The sequence below is a fragment of the Butyrivibrio sp. XB500-5 genome (genome assembly GCF_003625505.1).
GTDB lineage: Bacteria > Bacillota > Clostridia > Lachnospirales > Lachnospiraceae > Butyrivibrio.
Map to the genome: position 1 here is coordinate 152,891 of NZ_RAIS01000005.1, position 20,072 is coordinate 172,962.

Below are 20,072 nucleotides of genomic sequence, written 5' to 3' on the forward strand. Positions count from 1 at the left end.
GGATTCTTTATGGTGTCAAATAAAGCATTCTCATTAAATATCATTTACAGGAATCTCATAAATCGATTTCACATTGCAATCTGTTGGAACTAATGCATAATACTGCTGATCGTTATCAAGAACGAAGCTTACCACTTTCATTCTCTTATCTTTGTTCCAATAGTTTTTCAGTTCTCCTTCATAATCCTCAAAGTCTTCTTTCCAGTCAATCTGAAGAATATAGCCGAGCTCTACGAGTTCAAAAACAATCAGCATTCCAAGCATTTCTTCTTTCTTCCTATCTTCAGAAAACTGTTCGCATTCAAACCAAACTTCCCTAAGATTGTATTTAGTCCAAAACTCTTTATCTGAAATAGCACTGTAATCACTGATAAGCTCGTTTATCCTATCTTGGAAAATAGGAGGAACAATACCCTCAAGCTCTCTGTTGTTTGTTATTCCATTTGTTGCAACATCAAGATTGATTTCTTCCTTAACTGGCTTGATTATCTCTATATTATGAGCTGTAATCTCACCATTCTTATAATGAGCAAGATCATAGGGATAATTCATATCACCCTTAAGTTCGCTGTCATCAATCCCAAAGAGCTTTGAGATTGCTGCCGCTTCATATGACCATAGTCCCTTGTAATCCGCCCAGTCTTTGGCAGCCTTAGGCCATCCCATATCTGAATGGGCTTTAAGGTAATTTTTCATATACTCTTTAAGCATCTCTTTTGCTTTGGCTTTATCAGTTACAGCCTCTTCACATATCAATGCCGCATTTGCGTACGGTGTCTCTCTATAGAACTTTGTGGATCTGAATGCTCTTTTAAGTCCGTAGCCTTCAGCAAGATAGCCAAGCAGTATATCATCTATCTCGTCTTTATCAAGCTTATCAACTAACGGTTTTAACTTATCCTTGCCAAGTTCAAGCATTATTCCTAATGAGAAGAATCTCAAAAAGACAATATATCCTATATTCTTAAACTCAAGCTGTACCGCGTATTCTACAAACATATCAAATAATTCTTCGTAACTGATATCAATACGATTCAGCGAATACTGTGCATCAAGGATATCTCTAAAATCAACTATTAAACCTTTTTTAAAGTTATAGATTACTTCAACATTTTTTTTGGGATGTCGTTGAATTCCATTCTTTTCGCATTCTTCTAAATCACATATCTCATTCTTAAGCTTTGTTATATGAGGTATACTTACCTTTAATACAACTTCCAAAAATTTCGAAGAACATCTAGTATCTCTCATGTATTTCTCCCTTAAGGCCATTCGCCTATTATTTTTCCAGTTTCATCAAGTCTAAATGTTGTTACTTTTCCAGTCTCATCTACTTTAGATAAAACCGAATCAACATGACCAGACAAATATGCATCCTGAATATCTTTTGCCTTGAAAAAAGCTTCTTCTTCGCTCATTCCACCTTTAACAAGTGAATCATATACTCTGCTCTTTTTAATATCTTCCTCTACACCAAACAACCAAGGTTCAGACATCTGCTTACCACTTTTAGTCATTCCAAGTTGACTTTTTCCGTACTTAGCCTCATTAAAAGCATAACGGATATCTGATTCCAAGTTTTTGTTTTCTAAAACATCATCAATTCCCTTCTGTATTTTTTCATCTAATCCCTCAGGCACCTTTCTTCCTATAGAATCAAACTCATATCCCTTTTCCAACACCTCTGCACCTTCAGTAATATTCTCATGGGCATAGTGCTCACCGAAATTACATTTTTGAATATTATTTGCCTCTTTGGGATTGAACTTTTCAAATGCATTTGCAACATCATCAGCTTTATCAGCTGCTTTTGCTACATCATCAGCTTTATCTACTACTTTCTCTAAATCATCAAACTTATCGACTACTCTTTCTACATCGCCAAGCTTATCAGCAGCTCTTTCGATATCGTCTAATGAATTAACTACGGTCTCAGTAGCCTCGCCTGCGACTTCTGCTCCTTTAGCCACTTCTCCACCTTTTGAAGCTTCTCCGAATTCGCCTCCGATAACCATGGTTCCTATCGTTGTCAGAATGTAGCCTGCTGATTCATAGCCCTCTTCCACCGACATGGTGTTCACTTTATTTGTGACTTGATCTTTTAAGATATTATAGAGGTTTACTACCTGTTTCCCTTTATCGCCTGCCCATGCAGCAAGGTCGTCCGGAAGGTTTGATGTACCGTTGTCCTTTATATAATTGGCCCCTTGCTCTATTGTACCACCTATTCCTTTTCCTATCTTTATTCCCAGTTCAGGAAGTTTTAAAAAACCTGTTACTGTTTCGACAGCGCAGTTAAGTCCTCCTCTCTGAAAAGCCTTATAATTAATCTTTGCATTCTTTTCAGCATCAGTAAAGCTTCCAGTCTCAAGATAACTCTGCACACCTCCCGCCAATTCAAAGAATGTATACATTCCCATGGATGTTGCTCTTAAAAAAATAGCATTATTCGGCTCTAATTTTATAGCTTTATGTCCAAGTTCTTTCAGCTTAGGCTCAATATAATCACCAAGCGCGGAAAGTATCTTGGCTCCCTGCTCCATCCTTTGAAGCTTTTCTTTCCCATCATATGATCTAAATACATCATGGATATTTGTTTCTTTTATAGCCTTTGGACCACCCATACCGATCACTTTGACCAGAGTATCTTCCATCTCCGGCTTGTATACTTCCATCTGATCAAGGCCCGCAGCTTTGGCGTTTATATCAGCAGTAAGCTCATTGACGTACTCTTCAAGACCTGACCTGTTTACATAATTCCATGCATTTTCATCGAATCTTTCAAAATCCTTTATACACTTATCTATATATTCTCCGTCGCCGCACAGCTCTTCATATGAGCGTCTTGCAGGGTCATAATCAGGCTGTGTGAATGTGAACTGGTAAATATCACTGAACTCATCCGCCTTCTCCTGCACATATGCCGCCTCATCTTCTATGCATCTTCCTCCATAGTTCAGGGCATCATAGAAGTTCTCGACATCTCTTTTTATACCTTTAAGGACATCTGTATCTATACGTGCCTTAGGAGAAGCGTCAACAGCATCCTCAAACTCGCCTTGTATCGCGCCATACATATTGTAAAGCTTGTTCTGGATATTTTGTTGTTCATAGTGAAATTGTAATTGTTTATCTCTGATGAATCTCTTAGATGCTTCCGCTGCCTTACCTACAAATGTCTCATTATTGACATATCTATGATAATCCGATTCAAGCGGAGCTGCTTTTGTCAGATAGCTTTCTATCTGATCATAAAGATTTTCTATGAATCTGATTGATTCTTCCGAATCGTAGCTCTTTCCCATTATGTTTTCCCCATTTATCCTGCTTCCTGATTTCCGGACTCCTGCATACTTTCTATCTCATCTTTTTCCGCCTCAAGATGCTCTATTCTCTCTTTCCATTTTTCAATGAGTTCATCCAGTTTCTCTATTGCAGCATCAAGTTCCGAAATTGTCGAAGCTGCCTGTTTCTGTGCATTCTTTGTATGCTCACTTATCGTCCTTTTCATGTCGGCAGCTTTGTTTTCTCTGTCCCCTCTCCACTTGGAAGCTCTCGTTATATCATATGCATTAAAAGGATCATAAGCATCGGTCTTGACCATATCTCTTTTCTTTACTATGCGCCCGCGTGAATCAATGAAGATTGCTTTCAGATCCTCCGCTCTTCCTATCTTTTCCCAAAGCGCATCTATCTCTGTTTGTATATCTTCTATAGATCTCATATTTATTCCCCATCATCTTTTACTTGTCTCGACTTTTATACTTGAAGCAGCTTCTCTATCTACATTTATCATGCTGTCTCGCATCTTGATATAAGCCGATGGCAAAGTTGCTGCTGATTCCGCATTATAAGCCTTTGATGACTGAAGGACATCCTTTAAGAGTTTAGTCATCTTCTTGCCAACAGCGGTATTATCCCAGGTTTTTACGTTATTAAGTACAGCATCGGAAAGGACACAGGTAGACGCGGAGGTGCCGATAGAATCGACTATCTCCGTAAAGACATTCGTGTCCATAAAGACTTTATTTTCAGACATTTCCCCTATCCTTCCTTTTTCTTATAAGCGCATTTGTAAACAACTAATTAACATAATAGCACATACTTCTTTTTTTGCATAGTGCAGGAATTTTCCCCCGGGATTCACAGTATTATTTTCTGAGATGCGCTGTTCTTGTACGCATGGCTGATTTGCTAAATGAAAAAACAGGAAAATGTCGATTTCCATGAGTAACACGAAATGAGACATTTTCCTGTTTTTGAATTATAAGCAAATCGCTATGCGGCGAAAACAAGCATCTCAGTAAAAATACTGTGAATCCGGGAGCTAAAAGTACTCCGTACGGCGCCTTATTATACTCCGGTCTGGAGAATTAGTCTGTCGTAGATCTCAGTAAGTGTCTGGATCATCTTGGATGACAATGTGTATGCATTCTGGAACTTAACAAGGTTTGATGCTTCCTCGTCTTCGTCAACGCCCGAATCAGATAATCTCTGGTTCTGAATTGTTGTATCGAGTGCTTCGTATGTATCCTGAAGTGTTCCGGAATTGCTTGAGTTAAGGGCTACGTCAGCAAGAACCTTGGTAAGGTACTCACCTGATGTTGCTCCTCTGAATATCTTCTTGGTTGAGAACATATCTTTTAACTTGGTAAGGTTACCGAATTCCGATTCACCCTCAGTCTTGTCGGCCTTGGTTGAAAGTCTGTTAGCATCTGCCAAAAGTACACTGTTAACTGCGAAGTTACCGCCGCGAAGCTTGTAGTAGCCCTTGTTCTTGGACTCTGATGTGAGCTGTTCGTAGCTGTACTGAGCTGCGGAGTTCATGTCCATGGCTCCTGTCAGCATGAATACGCCTTCCTGAGAATCGGATGTGTATCCGCCCTTTGTGATCTCGTTTACCGCATCAGAGAACTGTCTGATGAACTCGTTCATCTGCTGAAGATAATAAGGAATTCCCTGATAATCGTTGGCATATCCGATGGATACGTTGGTAAAGCTGTCGGGAACGCTCTTAAGGTTCTCTTCGTCTATCGTAAATGTATATGTATTGTATCCGTCATACTCCCAGCTGTCATACTTGTAATCCTTGGCTCCGATGTGGATAAGGCCGTTTTCGGGAATTGCGCACTTGGTCATATCCATGAGATGTTCGTCGGTAACCTCAACGGTTACTTTAAGAGGGCTTGCGTTCTCATCGACAAGTCCGCTCTTTCCGTAGAAATAACTGCCGTTGTTTCCGTCTCTCATTGCAAGAAGACCCTGAAGCTCTCCTCCGATGAGCTTAGAATCCATTGCGAAATCCGAAAGCTCGTTTACGGGGTCGCCGTCCTTGTAGCTTGCACTTCCCCATTTGATGTCGTAAAGACCGTCTATATCGTTCTGGCCCATTCCGCCGTCGTCTTCTCTGGCTACACAGATCATTCTTCTGTATTCGTATGTATCTACAAGCTCGTATCCGCCTGAGATCCATACCTGGAATCTTGTTGCGCCGCTTTCTCTGTCGGGCTGTGTCTCATCTATGATGGGAGTCTCTTTTGTTTCTATGGAGACCATCTTGGAAAGGTCATCCAAAAGAACATCTCTTTTATCCCTGAGTTCATTGGCAACAGTGCCTGTCATCTCGATGACGTTGATCTGCTTATTAAGTGAAGCAACTTCCTGTGCGATGGAGCTGATTCTGTCGGCGCAGAGCTTAACTTCCGAGTTGATGTCGTCCTGTAAGCCCTGAAGGTTATTGTATACGTTGTTAAAATACTCTGTGATGGAACGAACGTTTGAAATGTACGCTGTCTTACTCTCTGTTGTTCCGGCTGCAGTCATTACTGACTGAAGTGAAGCTGTCATCGTGTTATACAAAGATGCAAAGCCGGTTGTTCCGTCGTCGTTAAGATACTGCTCAACAAGCTTGTTGTAGTAGTTTTTCTGGGATACGTTTCCAAGGAGCTGTGCGTTGTTTCTGTACTTAATATCGTAGAAATTGTCTCTTACTCTTTCGATGGCTATGGTGTCTACACCTGCACCTGCGCAGCCGTATGTAGCAAATACTCTTAAGGCGTCGTTGGCTTCCTGCTTAACGGTCTGTCTGCTGTAGCCTTCGGTATTTACATTGGATATGTTGTTTGCTGTTGTGTTTAGGGCTGCATTTGCTGCTCTAAGTCCCGATGCAGCGATGTTTAGTCCAAAAAATGTAGATGTCATAGCTTGCTCCTTTTCCCAAAATAACTAGGTCCGTGAGTGTTTCATTTATTGCTCGTTATGAGCCGAGTGTGTTAACGAGGTGTTCAAGCATCTCGCTTACAACGTTGATATATCTGCTTGATGCGTTAAACGCATTCTGGAACTGGATCATGTACTCAAGCTCTTCATCGCTTGATACTCCGACTATCTGTTCTCTTGCGGAAGAAATTGCGGTAACTGTCTGCTCCTGTGCTTCCGCGATACTGTTATTTACATCTCCGGAGTTGGCAACCTGTGAAACAAGTGCGTTGTAATAAGTAACGAAGCTGTTTCTTGTGCTAACGTTGGGGTTAAGAGTGTACTTTTCCGATGTAAAAGCCTCTTTTAACTTGGTCATCGTCGCTGTATCTTCGTTGCCCTCAACCGTTCTGAATCCGAAGATCGTGGGATCCTGCAGAAACTTGGGATTGATCTGTGTGTTATTGATCGTGAAGCCTGTATAAACCGAACCTGCCGGATGCTCTTTTCCCATATCGTAAAGGACTCTGTCCTCGGGATTTGCAACTATGAAGAGGTCGAAATCCTTAACCGTTCCGAGTGTGTTGTCGATCGTTGCGGGATTACTCTCAGCTTCTTCAAGCACTTCGTTGATGGCTGTCATGATGTTGTGGATCATCTGATCGAACTCAGCCTGAACGTTCATGATAACCGACTGTGCGATGTTGCTGTTGTAGTAATCTTCGCTCTCAACGATGTCGTGGTAGGTTGCGTTGTGATCGCCTCTTGCCAAAAGAACTGACTTAAGCTTTCCTATATCGGTATCGGTTGAAGTCGAGATTGTCTGTGTGAGGTCATAAATGTGAGCTCCGTCTATCGAAACCACGATCTCATCACCGTCTTTATCGATCTCTGTACGTGCTGCGTACTCCCAATAAGGAGTTGCATATCCAACCGAGCTTTCAAGCGTTGTATCTATTCCGATGTGATTGACATGGTCTGTTGTTATAAAGCTTGATCCCTCGAAGTAAACCGATACGTTTCCGAAGATGTCCTCGGAATAATCTATCTTTCCGTATTTTCCGAGCTGATCGAGAAGGTTGTTTCTCTCATCTCGAAGGTCGTTTGCTTTTTCCTGCTTGCCTGATTCTATATCTACTATCTTTTCATTGAGCTCTTTTATCTTGTCACCGATCTTATTGATGTTCTTAACGATGTCGTATACTGTTGTGTCGAGGTTTTGCTGATAAGAAGTAAGTCCGTCGTATACGCTCTTTGCTCTTGTAAGGAATTCGTTTGCTCTTGTTACCATTGCGCTCTGCGTTACTGCCGAGCAAGGATCTTTTGCAAGCTCCTGAACCGCTGTCCAGAGGTTGTTGAGTGACTCAGCGAACTCTGTTCCGTTCATTTCCTGGAGCTGATCTTCAACTTCTTCGAGTGTCTTTTTAGACACGTCATAAAAGGCGCTTCTTCCCGACTCTTTCCTAAAGGATTTGTCGAGGAATTCACTCCTTACCTGCTTACAATTATTATAGTTAACGCCGGTTCCGATCTGTTTCCAGGCGATACATTCATTCTTTTTTTCCAGAGTCTGGTATGCTCTGGTTCCCTGTGATACCTGCTGTCTTGTATATCCTTCGGTATCTATGTTTGCCATGTTGTGAGCTGTGGTGTTCAATGCGTTCTGCGAAACCTGAAGTCCCGAGCTTCCAACATATAAGTTAGCCATAAGTGACATGGGCTTACCTCATTTCTTTTACAAAAACCACTAATTTTGGGTACAAAAAAGACACTACCGCGATTATCGGTATTTATCGGTGGGTTTATCTACATGCCTTAGTACCACCGCTGTACTCAAGTGGTACATTATTGCTTTGCATCAAACCCGCCCGATGTGTAACCGATAACATCGCCCGTAGTGCCTGCAGCTCTTGAATAATTTGCCGTTTCCGGAGCTCTTTTTGAGGCTTGGATGATGTTCATCTCAAATTGCACCATCTCCAGTGAACTCTTTAACAGTTCCTGGTTCTGGCCATTTACACGTCTGACATTTCCCGCAACGCCAACGAGTCTATCGCGCTGCAATGCCAGGTTCTTCTGATCCTGCGGTCTCTTCTCAAGTACTGCGATCAGATCGGTCAGTTTTAATGAATCAACATCCTTGTTAAGTACATTCGCAATATCCTTCATAGCTGCTTCGCGTTGTTTTTCGAGGGACTGGATATTACCTATTATGTACTGCTCCTCATCCGTGATTTTAGCAAGTGCCGCCAGATCGCCTTCAACAATGATGGAGGTCTTGCGGCTAGATAACCCCAGCAATTTCTCGTAACTTGCACATTCTCGGTCGAGCACGTCAACCAAGTTTTCCATAAGACTTGCCACTGGAATCATCCTCCGTTATTTTCATTTATCTTTTTATTTAATTAGACTTGATCAGACGAGCCCGTTTGCTTCGTCGTACTTAGCCAGTAACTTATTAGCAAAATCCTCTCCGCTAACATCGTAAGTGCCGTTCTTAATAGCATTCTTAAACTTTGCTACGACATCTTCCCTAACATCGGGAGTTGCCTTAACAGCCTGCTTAGCAACCTGGATATCTTTACCTATAGAAGAGAAAGAAACAGTGTCTCTTACGTCTCCGGGTTTCTTGGTCTGCTGAGCCTTATTTACTTTGTTGTTCGAGTAAATCTGCTGTACCTGACTGTATGCTTCTATACGCATATCTTTTTCCTCCTTCCTTGGAGCATTTACTTCTTACTATCTTTATCGGAAGAAGTTGTCATTTCTTTAGTCTTTTTTCCTGAAAAAAAGAAATGGCTTAAATACCCAAGGTGTGCATGCCTTTTTACACTTTACATTATCTTTATCGGATAATTTATAAAAAACTTTAGATTAATTTTATAAAAATAAGCAAAAACCTTCAAGAAAAAATGAAAACGGCGCGCAGAGCAGGTTGACATCCATTCGCTAAAAAATATTTTATATCGCGGATAGGGAAATGACCATCTCAGCGGTCTCTTTGAGACTCGTTCCGGAGTCCATAGCGCATTTTTGCAGATATTTATGCGCCTCGGGCTCCGTCATATGGTGTCTGTCCATCAGGATCTCTTTTGCCTGGTTTATTATCTTCTTATCTTCATCGGATCTACCCTGCTTTGCTTTCTCTTTGGCCTTCTTCCTACTTCTCGTAACGCCCTCGAGCATGAGTTCAAGGGTGGAAAAGAGATCGGACTTCTTGAGAGGCGTCGGCAGGTAGACGAGCTTGTCGCCGCTGTTGTCTATCGGGGCTTTGTCGGGTGAAGCTATCATGAGCATCTGGAAAAAGTTGGGGAGGTCTGCGGCAAGCTCAGAATAGAGCATGTCACTTAAGCGGTAGCCGCAAATAACGACTCCGCTTCCAAGGTCTTCCATAGCGGAAAGAGCCTGCGCTCCCGAAGTGCAGGTTACCATTCCGTCATATCCGCCACGGCTCAATATGCTTTTGAAATTTTGCGCATCTTCCGATTTTGCAAAAGCAATGATAATGTTCACTGATAAGCCTCAGACTTCCTTAGAAAATGTTCAGGTATCTACCGATCTCCCACTGTGTTACACAGGTGCGGAAGTCTTTCCACTCCTTGCGCTTTGCGTCGAGTATCTTATTAAATATGGAACATCCGAGAACTTCTTTTACAAATTCATCGTCCTGGTATGCGTCGATTGCTTCGCCGAGTGTCATGGGAAGTGTCTCAAGTCCGCTCTCTCTGAGGTCGTCGTAGGTTGCGTTCTTGAGATTGTCGCCAAGCTCCTCGGGAGGAGTCATCTTCTTTTCGATTCCGTCCATGCCTGCTGCGAGGATAAGTGCGATCGCAAGGTAAGGATTGCAGGTTGAATCGGGGTTCCTGAGCTCGATTCTTGTGTCCCTGCCGCGCTTTGAAGGTATTCTGATAAGAGCGCTTCTGTTGGCGCCTGAAGATGACCATGAGATGTTGACCGGTGCATCGTAACCGGGAACAAGTCTCTTATATGAATTGACGATAGGGTTTGTGACAAGTGTCATTGCCTTAACGTGGCTGAGTACGCCGGCGATGAAGTACTTGGCTGTATCTGAAAGCTCTCCCTTATCGTCTACAAATACGTTATCTCCGTTCTTGTCATGTGCGATTATGTTGATGTGCATGCCTGAACCGCTGATTCCTTCTGTGGGCTTAGGCATGAATGTTGCGTAGAGGCCGTGCTTCTTGGCAATTGTCTTAACTGCCATTCTGAAAGTCATGATCATGTCTGCAGTACGCTCGGCGTCTTCTTCTCTAAAGTCGATCTCGTGCTGTGCGGGTGCGATCTCATGATGTGAAGATGAGATGTCGAAGCCGAGTTCCTCGAGATTGAGAATGATGTCTCTTCTTACGTTCTCGCCCTGATCTGCGGGAGCAACGTCAAAGTATCCGCCTTTTTCATGTGTCTTGTTTGTCGGTCTTCCTTCGTCGTCGTAATCAAATAAGAAGAACTCGGGCTCGGGATTAAGCTTGAAGCTAAGGCCCATTTTCTCAGCTCTTTTTACAACTTCATGAAGAACGTTTCTTGAATCTCCCATGAAAGGCTTGCCGTCAACCGTATATACGTTGCAGAACATTCTTGCAACCTTGCCGGACTGCGGTCTCCAAGGATATATCTCGAAGCTGTCGAGATCGGGATAGAGATACATGTCGCTCTCATCGCTTCTTACAAAGCCTTCTACGGACACGCCGTCAAACATGCACTCGTTGTTAAGCGCAAACTCAAGCTGGCTTGCAGCGATCGCGATGTTCTTGGGTATTCCGAATATGTCGCAGAACTGCAGTCTTATGAAAGCTACGTCCTCTTCCTCAACGATGCGGAAAATATCTTCTTTGGTATATTTGCTCATACTGACCTCCATTTATATATTGTTTCACCATTTAGATCTTCAGTAACAAACGTCTGTCTTATCCTAGTTCCTCAATACGTGCCTTTATATATTCTTCAATTATATCCACGGTTTTATCGATGCCGAGCTTGGAGCTGTTTATTGAAAAATCGTAGAGTCTCGAATCGCCCCATTTCCCCTGACAATGATAGTTGTGGTAACGCTTTCTCTTTTTATCCTTCTTAAGTATGAATCTCTTGGCGTCCTCTTCGCTTAATTCGTATACTTCCTTGACGCGTTCGATCTTTTTATCCATGTCACCTAATATAAAGAAGGAAATTAGTCCCGGATACTTCTTGAGTTTGGTCTCGGAACATCTTCCGATCACAACAAAGGATTCGCCGCTCTTTGCTTTATCTTCAAGAAAATCAAACTGCATCTCGGAGATATTGTCCTCGATGGAATTGCTGTATCCTTTAACCCGTCTTGATAAAAAGACATTCTTGGGGGTTTCGTTGTATTTTTCCACGGAATCGATTGTCATCCCCATTCTCTGTGCAATCTCCGTGATCAGATGACGGTCGTATATAGGAAGCTCAAATCTCTTAGCCAGTTCCTCGGCGATAACTCTCCCGCCGCTTCCGAATTCACGTCCGACTGAAATAATAATCTGTGACATAATCACCCTCCCATTGATGCCAACATGTAAGCTTTTATGCGCCCTGTCTTTTGACACCTATATCATAAGTATATTACAAAAAGATAGATAGTTGAAACCAGCAAAATTATTACTGTTGCGGGTGCAAGTTTCTTACAGTAGCGTCCCCATGTTACGGGGTGTCCGCTCTTGGCTGCAACTGAGGTTCCGACTACGTTGGCAGAGGCTCCGATAGGTGTTGCGCTTCCGCCTATGTCGGTACCGATAGCAAGTGCCCACGCAAGCGTTGTGATGGGCATTCCGGACGCTGCTGAAAGGTTCTTTATGACGGGAACCATCGTTGCCGCAAAAGGAATGTTGTCCACAAAGGCGCTGGCGATAGCGGATACCCAGAGAATGATGGCAATCATAAGTCTCTTGTTTCCGCCGCTTATGCTCTCGATAAACATAGCGATCTTATCGAGAATCTGTGTCTCTTCAAGTCCGCTTACGACAATAAATAATCCGATGAAAAAGACAAGAGTCTTGTAATCAACTTTTTTGAGAAGTTCAAGCGCATGCTTTCCCGCTGTAAGGAGAGTGAGCGCTCCGATAAAAAGCCCTATCGTTGCAACGGTAAGATGAGTTGTGCCGTGCGTTACGAGAAGTATTACCGCGCATGCGAAAATAACACTACTTATAATGAAGTCTTTTTTATTCGTAATTGCTTCCGAAGGATCGGGGAGCTTGCTGATATCTATTTTCTCTGCTTTCTTTGAAACAAGCTCTTTTCTGAATGCAAAGTACAGGAAAACGATAGCCACAACAAGGCCTATTCCCGCTGCAATACCAGTGTTTGTAAGGAAATCAAAGAATGATAAACCAAGTGAAGTACCGATGATGATGTTCGGGGGATCTCCGCACATGGTCGCACTTCCGCCAAGATTGGCGCAGAAAATCTCCGAGAGTATCATCGGTAGAGGATTGAAATCAAGGAGCTGTGCGAGTTCGACGGTTACGGCCGCAAGGAACATGATAACCGTGATGCTGTCGATGAACATCGAAAGAACAGCGGCCATTATAGTAAAGGTGATAAAAATCGGAATTGTTTTGCATTTGACAAGAAAAGCTATCTTCATGCAGAGCCAGCGGAAGAATCCCGCTTTCGCCATGCCTTCTACCATCACCATCATTCCGGCGATGAATAAGATGGTCGCCCAGTTGATACCTGCGCTTTCGCTTTCCTCAAGCTGATACCAGAAATCTCTTGTAAAGAAATCTTTAAATGCGAGTGTATTGAGTATGGCATTAAGATTGCCCATACAAATTCCAAATACGACGGTAAGTGTGAGAATACCACTTCCCAGTGTTACGTAGTGCCTCTCAATCTTATCAAGAACAATCATAACGAACATTCCGATAAAGATGATAACGGCAAAAATCTGTGCTGCTAACAATGTATAACCTCCTGCTGTCTGAAGCCTTATGTCTTATCGGGAATTGCACCAAGCTCACTTGAACTTACGCTTTTGTCCCGTATAACATAAGATAGGCGTCCCATCTGATTTTTCTAGATGAAACGCCCTTGTTTCAAAAAAATATGCCTCCATGATAACACCGCAGGCAGAAATAGACAATGTGCAGGATGACCAATATAATTCGGTGGCGGGGCGGATTTGTCTTATATCTTGACAGCGTGGAGGGCGGAGTTTGATAGGTATTTGCTTTTTCGGGTTGACACCGGGCGGGGCTTGTCGTAATATAATGTTAAGTATATGAAATATTTATTTCACAAATATAATGCATAAAAGGAGAGAACATACATGAGATTATTAAATAAGTTGCCCCAGAGCTGGCAAGATTTCTTTTGGAATTGTTTTATCATCGCGTAAGGCTGTAATATTTATTAACTAATGCCATTTTTGTTTTTAAGTATGAGGCTGTCCATCTATATTGGTGGGCAGCCTTGTTAATTTATCTTGCGCCGCTACTTTTTACGGGCTCGTGAGCACATTCTCTTTTCACCCCGTAATCCCTTAACTTCTTTCTTATTTTCCACGCTGCTCTCTTAACTTGCCGCGGCCACGTGCCGATATATATTATGAAATATCACCGCGCCGGAAGTCTTCTTCCGGCCACGGTGTATTGGGCTACGGAAAGCATGGATCTTCAAGGAGGATATCAAATCTTCAGCTTTGAAGGTTCACTTTTTTTGCGCAAAATGTGCACCTTCAGGGCTACCGATCGGAGGTAAGAACCATGAAAATTGCACAAAGTAACGTCAACCTGGTGTCGACTTCGAAGCACTACGAGAGTAATCTTGCAGAGTTTTCGAGCGGCATCGCAGTCTACGGAAAATTCCAAGGGAATCTGGAAGCGCAGCAAAAAAAGACATTGGATACAATGAACTCGATTTCCCTGAAAAACACGGAATTATCCGGGGAGGGCACAGCGCTGGAAAGCGAGAATTACAATTCTCTAAAGCCCACAAAATTTGCGCAGCTAAGCCCAACCGAACAATCTCTTGCCGAGCAGTTAATGGCGATCAGGACATCTCTTTTGGATCAGATCCTGAAGTTCATGCAAAGGCTCGGCGGCGACAGCAAGTCGGCAAGCTACAATGATATGCTCGGAAAAATGTCGGGACTTATTCAATCAGGAAGCCTGCTGTCTGTGACAACGCTGACGCAAAGTCACATCGAAGAAGAGGAGGTTTTATTTGAAGGCACGGGAACCGCATTCACGGAAGATGGGCGCATCATCGATTTCGGAGTCAGTTTTTCCATGTCATCAAAGCTCGTTGAATCGGCAGGATTAAGTTTCGCTCAGTCGCTTAACTTCCTTGATCCGCTCGTTATCAATGTCGGAAGCGATGTAACTACGATCAGCGATCAATCCTTCTATTTCGATCTTGACTGTGACGGAACAGAAGAAAAAATCGCAAATCTCGCCGATGGCTCGGGATTTCTTGCCCTTGATATTAACAATGACGGCAAGATAAACGACGGCTCGGAGCTCTTCGGAACGCAGAGCGGCAACGGTTTCAACGATCTTTCCGCTTATGACAAAGACGGCAACGGATGGATCGATGAAAACGACGAGATCTATAACAAGCTAAGAGTCTGGATAAGAAATGAAGACGGAACAGACACTCTTCTTTCATTGAAACAGGCTGATGTCGGCGCAATATACTTAAGAAGCGCAATGACAGATTATCAGCTTCGAGACGGCTCTTTTAACATCGCAGCGAAGCTTCGCTCAAGCGGAGTATATCTGAAGGAAAGCGGCGGTGCCGGAGTCGTTCAGCAGATCGATCTGGCAGCAAGGTAAAAAAATGGGCGTCGCCCGAATGAAATACGTTGATTCATTCGGTGCGGTCGCCCTTATTTAATGCAATCCTCGCTCCGCTCACAGCTCGCGTTCTCTTTCCCCGTAAACTTCGCCGCTTAAGAAGTGGCGTCTGCAAAGTGATACGTAAGATTCGTTTCCGCCCATCATAACCTGCTCGCCCGTGCGAACGATCTTGCCATCGGCCACTCTTGCATTGAAATGCGCTCGGCGCCCGCACCAGCACACGGTCGGAACTTCTTCTATATAGTTGGCGATTTCCATAAGTCTTTTTGATCCGGGGAAAAGATGACTCGTAAAATCTGTACGCAGTCCGTAGCAAATAACGGGAAGATCGTACTTATCAACGACCTGCGCCAAAATATCAACCTGCTCCTCCGTCAGAAACTGCGCCTCGTCCACGATCACGCAGTCGAGCTGCTTCCAGCCTTCAGACTTTTTGGTAAACCACTCGTTTTTTACTTCATCAATGAAATCCTCAACAAATGTTGCCTCTGCGCTGAGTCCCATTCTGGATTTAACGACTTTTTCGCCGTCCCTGTCATCGGTCTTGGGTTTTAAAAGAATACACTTTTGCCCCTTCTCGATGTAGTTGTAGCGCACCATCAGCGCATTTGCCGTCTTGGAGCTTCCCATTGCTCCGTACCTGAAATATAACTTTCCCATACCTTCTCCACTTTAATTTTCTTCCGAATTGATGACCACAAGCTTGTTGTAAGGAATCTCGATTCCTTCCTGTGCAAATCGCTTCATTATCTCAACAAGGCAGTCAGAGCATGCCTTCGGATTTTCCCTGAAATCCCTTGTCTCAACAAGCACACGAAGCGTCACACCGCTGTCGTCGCAGCTCTTGCAAAGAACGGTAGGCCTTAATCCGTGATGTGACGGATGTGATTCCACAACGTCCGCCATTATGTCCATCGCCTTTTGCATATCCGTGCCGTAAGCAACCGAAACCACAATAGGAAAAGAAAAAGATTGCTCCTGCGTGTAGTTGATAATAGTCGCCGAGCCCACTGTTGAGTTGGGTATATAGATTATCTCGTTCTGATAAGTCTTGATAACGGTGTGTCTAAGCGTGATGTTCTCGACAAAGCCGGGATCAATGTTATCAATCTTTATTCTGTCGCCGATATCAAAAGGCCTTGATTTCGCCGCTGAGATCGCTATTCCCGCAAACACATTGGATAATGTCGACTGCGCAGCAAGACCGAAGATAGCCGCGATAAGTGCTGATGATCCTGCGAATGTCTTCCACGCATTTTTAAATAAAGGAATATTTCCGGCGATCGTAAAAAAGGCCAATCCCCAGATGGCAGCGATCAATATGCCTCGCAAAAAGACAAGGTGTATCTTGCCGCGAAGCCTTTCCTTGCTGATATATTTGTTGATCAAAAGACTTATGAAATATGCCAGAATAAGCGGGAATGCATATTTAAGAAAGTATTCAAGTATCTCCATCGTCCATTTCCTCAAATGCGATCATAGAATCAATAATGTCTTCAAAATCTTCGCGAAGTTCCTCGAGAGTGTCACCCTCATATGTATATATACGCCCGTCGATCACGACTTCACCGGTGTAGTAATCACAGTTTTTGTCGTAGTTTACGGTCCCTTTGTAGCCTTCGTATTCGAATTCTTTTTCCATGGTGCTCCGTTTCCGCATGATATTTGCTCATTTTATATACATGTACATTATATACATATATTTTTTGTACATGTATTTGTAATCCTTATAAGCATTTTATATCATTGAAGCATTAAAAAAAAGGGTCGGTTGCTGCCGACCCTTTTCACTCTTATTCAATTCTTAAATTCAATCCGGCGCGTCAGTCCTTAACTTCGATCTTCACAGCTTCTTCCTTCTCGGGAATCGCTTCCTTCTTGGGGATGCTGACCGTAAGAACACCGTTCTTGTACTGAGCTATGATATCCTCAGGCTTAAGTCCGGGTGTACGGAAGGATCTCTGGTAAGATGAGCTTCTTCTCTCGCGGCGGATGTACTTGCCGTTCTCATCCTTCTCGTCCTTGTTCTCATTGTGAGAAGCACTGATGGTAAGGACTTCGTTCTTGAGATCGATGTTGATATCTTCTTTGTTGAATCCGGGCAGCTCAGCCTCGAGCTGATATCCGTTTTCTTTCTCGATGACGTCAGTCTTCATAAGACCTGATGCCGGCTCGAAGTTTCTCTCGATAAGTCCCGTATCGCACAGGTCACCGAAGAATCTGTTGTTAAAGAAATCATCCATCTCATCAAATAAGTTATTGTTACTCCATAACATAGGCATCAACATAAGTCATCACTCCTTTTTATATAAATTTTTTGTTGTAGTGTTTGGTTGCAACCGATTATGTTGTGTTAGCACTCTCATGTCTCGGCTGCTAATTTTCTTTTCAAGTATGTTATAGAACAAATAGAACAAAAAATCAAGTGTTTAATTATAAAAAAAATATTAATTTGAATCCGAAAAAATATTTGCCGTTCATCCTTATCGTTAGATATTTTACTGTCTTTTTGTGAACCATACTGTTATAATTATGGTTAAGAACTAATACCCCCACCTCACATGTAAAGGTAATAAACCGATGAACTCAAGATCCATCTTTAAAAAATCGATTGTAGTCATCCTCATATCGGCGTTTTTTATCGCAGGATTCATTGCCTGCTTTCGCTTTTTCACCTCGAATTCAAAGAGCGGAAGATCTTTCGACGCCAAGTCAGTCCCGCATTCACAGATTCCCTATGAAATAACTTCAACCATCACTCTTAACGGCAAGAAAGTTAATTGTGATAAAAAATATGTTTCGCAGGTCAGCAATGTAGCTATGATCACAGAAGGCGGTAATTACTGCATCGAGGGCTATCTTGATGATGGACAGATCAGAGTTTTCACAGCTGATGAAGAAGTAACTCTGATCCTAAACGGAGTCGATCTTCGCTGTTTGAACATGGCTCCGATCTACGTTGAATCCGCAAGTAACGTAACGGTCTATGTTCCCGATACGACCACCAACAGTATTACTTGTGCTGAGATCGGCACATATGAAAGCGCCTTGGAAGCGGCCACATACACTAACAACTCCACAAACGAAGCATCGGCCGAAACTTCCGAAAACAAGGATACTCCCGTTACCAAGAAGGGCGTTATCGTTTCGGAATGCAATCTTTCTTTCAAAGGCGGCGGTACACTTGATGTATTCGGATATATGAGAAACGGCATTCATGCGAGGGATTCCTTATATCTTGAGGATACGACCATCAATCTTACAACGACCAACAACGGTATCAAAGCAACCAACGACATTATCGTCACATCGGGTCATTACGATCTGGCATCTGTCGGAGACGGACTTCAGGCTGACGGTAATCTTACGATAAACGGCGGCACCTTCAATATCACCACGGGTCAAGGCTCCGCCTCTATAGAAAAAAAATCTGAAACTCCACCCACATTTGACGGAGCAGGGATGAGTCCTGATGCCGCCTTCGGTAATTCGGGAATGCCTCCTATGCCTCCCGAAAATGCAAACTTCGGCGATTCGGGAATGCCACCCGCACCACCTGCAGATGCGAACTTCGGTGATTCCGGAATGCGCCCCGAGCCTCCTGCAGATGCGACCATCGATGAATCCGATGGCTCCATGTCTTCCGATGATTCAGAAGATTCTGCGGATTCCTCCGGATCCGGTTCTTCAGAAGAATCCAAGAAAAAAACGAAGAAGTCCGAAAAGCTTAGCAGAAAAGCCATCAAAGCAAGTGATACACTCATGATAAATGACGGTTCTATCACTATAGACAGCGCAGATGATGGCATCCACGCTGATAACAGCATCGTGATAAACGGAGGAAGCATTCAGATCGCATCCAGCGATGACGCCGTTCACGCCGATAACAGCCTTATCGTAACAGGCGGAAAGCTCAACATTACAGATTGCTGTGAAGGTATAGAATCAATAAATATAGATATTTCCGGAGGCGATATCAGTGTTGTCTCAACCGATGACGGTATCAATGCATCCGGCAAAAAGGCCGAGCCTATAATAAATATCTCCGGAGGTAAGGTCTATGTAAATTCCGAAGGAGACGGAATAGATTCAAATAAAAATATAGTTATTACCGACGGAGAAGTTTACATTGACGGGCCCTCCAATTCCGGTAATGCCGCAATTGACGTAGGAATCGAGGACGGCGGAATACTTGTTATAAAAGGAGGAATTGTAACAGCAGTCGGAATGTCCGATATGCTTGATGTTGCTGACGAATCCTCCACGCAGCAATCACTTACGTACGTATTTGATGAATACCTTAATGAAGGCGGAATCATCACTATTATTGATAACAGCGGTAAGCTTATATCTCAGCTGACTCTCAAAAAGAACTGTGACAGTATAATTTTCTCTTCACCCGATCTTGTCGAGGGCGAGACTTATACTTTTACATGCGGTGATGTTGAAGGTACTCTTGAAGCCACAAAAATAAATGCAACCAACCATGAGAGTTTCCAGATGAACTTCCCGGGACCTACTACTACGGATGCTTCAAAAAAGGATTCGAAAAAAGAGTCTAAAAAGGAATCCAAGACAGATTCCGATTCAGAATAAAAGCCGGTAAAAGCTATTGCGCCTCACGTAGTTATATGATATATTACATGTAGTATTAAAAACTACATTGCGTTTCACAGATGTGGGGAGGCATATTATGAATACAAAAGAGCTTAAGAGATTTTTAAAGGAGCACCTTGTTCCTTCTAAATTATACAAAGTGGGCGGACATCACAAGAACAGAATCTGCCTCGACAAGACCAAGAACGGCTGGGCAGTATTCTTCCAGGATAAAAAAGATCGCATCGGCGAGATCGACTTCGTTGACGAAGCAAGTGCCTGCGACAAGATGAAGGACGAGCTCAGAAAGCTCATGGAGCAGATGTACGGCATCACATGGGCTGTAGCGAAGTAAATCGGTCAGCAAAAAACTCAAAATAAAACTGCTCGGATAAAATTATCCGGGCAGTTTTTTATGTCCAATGAAATTGTGGCGAGAAC

Annotated in this window: 19 protein-coding genes; 3 read left to right on the plus strand and 16 right to left on the minus strand. The window is 43.1% G+C overall.

Annotated features, from left to right (window positions below):
* Positions 1–33 precede the first annotated feature (33 nt).
* The 12 genes from D6856_RS10275 to D6856_RS10330 form a co-directional block, all read right to left on the minus strand.
* A complete protein-coding gene (locus tag D6856_RS10275) occupies positions 34–1,251 on the minus strand; it encodes a PoNe immunity protein domain-containing protein (protein ID WP_158588909.1) in 1,218 nt (405 codons plus the stop codon).
* An 11-nt stretch (positions 1,252–1,262) separates the two neighbouring features.
* Complete coding sequence (locus D6856_RS10280; protein WP_120686807.1) at positions 1,263–3,305, minus strand: T7SS effector LXG polymorphic toxin; 2,043 nt, start codon at positions 3,303–3,305, stop codon at positions 1,263–1,265.
* Positions 3,306–3,319: 14 nt separating this feature from the next.
* A complete protein-coding gene (locus D6856_RS10285; protein ID WP_120686808.1) occupies positions 3,320–3,724 on the minus strand; it encodes a hypothetical protein in 405 nt (134 codons plus the stop codon).
* Positions 3,725–3,736: 12 nt separating this feature from the next.
* Positions 3,737–4,039, minus strand: a complete 303-nt coding sequence (locus D6856_RS10290) for a hypothetical protein (protein WP_120686809.1) — start codon at positions 4,037–4,039, stop codon at positions 3,737–3,739.
* Between the two features lie 314 nt (positions 4,040–4,353).
* Positions 4,354–6,201: a flagellar hook-associated protein FlgK gene (locus D6856_RS10295; protein WP_120686810.1), complete on the minus strand. Its 1,848-nt coding sequence runs from the start codon at positions 6,199–6,201 to the stop codon at positions 4,354–4,356.
* Between the two features lie 55 nt (positions 6,202–6,256).
* Positions 6,257–7,915: a flagellar hook-associated protein FlgK gene (gene flgK, locus D6856_RS10300; RefSeq protein WP_092245415.1), complete on the minus strand. Its 1,659-nt coding sequence runs from the start codon at positions 7,913–7,915 to the stop codon at positions 6,257–6,259.
* A gap of 128 nt (positions 7,916–8,043) precedes the next feature.
* Positions 8,044–8,571 carry a flagellar protein FlgN gene (locus D6856_RS10305; RefSeq protein ID WP_256372425.1) on the minus strand — a complete coding sequence of 176 codons (528 nt, stop codon included), beginning with the start codon at positions 8,569–8,571 and terminating at the stop codon, positions 8,044–8,046.
* Positions 8,572–8,613: 42 nt separating this feature from the next.
* Positions 8,614–8,901: a flagellar biosynthesis anti-sigma factor FlgM gene (gene flgM / locus D6856_RS10310; protein WP_120686811.1), complete on the minus strand. Its 288-nt coding sequence runs from the start codon at positions 8,899–8,901 to the stop codon at positions 8,614–8,616.
* Between the two features lie 258 nt (positions 8,902–9,159).
* Positions 9,160–9,711 (minus strand): ANTAR domain-containing response regulator, encoded by a 552-nt coding sequence (locus D6856_RS10315; RefSeq protein WP_243114075.1) that lies wholly within the window; start codon positions 9,709–9,711, stop codon positions 9,160–9,162.
* 19 nt (positions 9,712–9,730) lie between these two features.
* The gene (gene glnA, locus D6856_RS10320; protein ID WP_120686812.1) at positions 9,731–11,065 is read right to left on the minus strand and encodes a type I glutamate--ammonia ligase; all 1,335 of its coding nucleotides are present in this window, start codon (positions 11,063–11,065) and stop codon (positions 9,731–9,733) included.
* A 58-nt stretch (positions 11,066–11,123) separates the two neighbouring features.
* Positions 11,124–11,723, minus strand: a complete 600-nt coding sequence (locus D6856_RS10325; RefSeq protein ID WP_120686813.1) for a cytidylate kinase-like family protein — start codon at positions 11,721–11,723, stop codon at positions 11,124–11,126.
* A gap of 62 nt (positions 11,724–11,785) precedes the next feature.
* Entirely contained in the window at positions 11,786–13,138 is a 1,353-nt protein-coding gene (locus D6856_RS10330) for an SLC13 family permease (RefSeq protein WP_120686814.1), read from the minus strand.
* 802 nt (positions 13,139–13,940) lie between these two features.
* On the opposite strand from D6856_RS10330, the gene D6856_RS10335 reads away from it, so the two are divergent.
* On the plus strand, positions 13,941–15,011 hold the full coding sequence (locus tag D6856_RS10335; protein ID WP_120686815.1) for a hypothetical protein: 1,071 nt from the start codon (positions 13,941–13,943) through the stop codon (positions 15,009–15,011).
* Between the two features lie 78 nt (positions 15,012–15,089).
* Here the strand turns inward: D6856_RS10335 and D6856_RS10340 are convergent, their stop codons facing one another.
* From D6856_RS10340 to D6856_RS10355, 4 genes are all read right to left on the minus strand, one after another.
* Positions 15,090–15,695 carry a thymidine kinase gene (locus tag D6856_RS10340; RefSeq protein WP_120686816.1) on the minus strand — a complete coding sequence of 202 codons (606 nt, stop codon included), beginning with the start codon at positions 15,693–15,695 and terminating at the stop codon, positions 15,090–15,092.
* 12 nt (positions 15,696–15,707) lie between these two features.
* Positions 15,708–16,490, minus strand: a complete 783-nt coding sequence (locus tag D6856_RS10345) for a mechanosensitive ion channel family protein (protein WP_120686817.1) — start codon at positions 16,488–16,490, stop codon at positions 15,708–15,710.
* A complete protein-coding gene (locus D6856_RS10350; protein WP_092245446.1) occupies positions 16,477–16,677 on the minus strand; it encodes a hypothetical protein in 201 nt (66 codons plus the stop codon). Before D6856_RS10350 ends, D6856_RS10345 begins: the two co-directional genes overlap by 14 nt.
* Positions 16,678–16,858: 181 nt before the next feature.
* A complete protein-coding gene (locus tag D6856_RS10355) occupies positions 16,859–17,323 on the minus strand; it encodes an Hsp20/alpha crystallin family protein (RefSeq protein ID WP_120658606.1) in 465 nt (154 codons plus the stop codon).
* A 292-nt stretch (positions 17,324–17,615) separates the two neighbouring features.
* Between D6856_RS10355 and D6856_RS10360 the strand changes: the two genes are divergently transcribed.
* On the plus strand, positions 17,616–19,631 hold the full coding sequence (locus tag D6856_RS10360) for a carbohydrate-binding domain-containing protein (protein WP_120686818.1): 2,016 nt from the start codon (positions 17,616–17,618) through the stop codon (positions 19,629–19,631).
* Positions 19,632–19,728: 97 nt separating this feature from the next.
* Positions 19,729–19,986 carry a hypothetical protein gene (locus D6856_RS10365; RefSeq protein ID WP_092245455.1) on the plus strand — a complete coding sequence of 86 codons (258 nt, stop codon included), beginning with the start codon at positions 19,729–19,731 and terminating at the stop codon, positions 19,984–19,986.
* Positions 19,987–20,072: the final 86 nt, after the last annotated feature.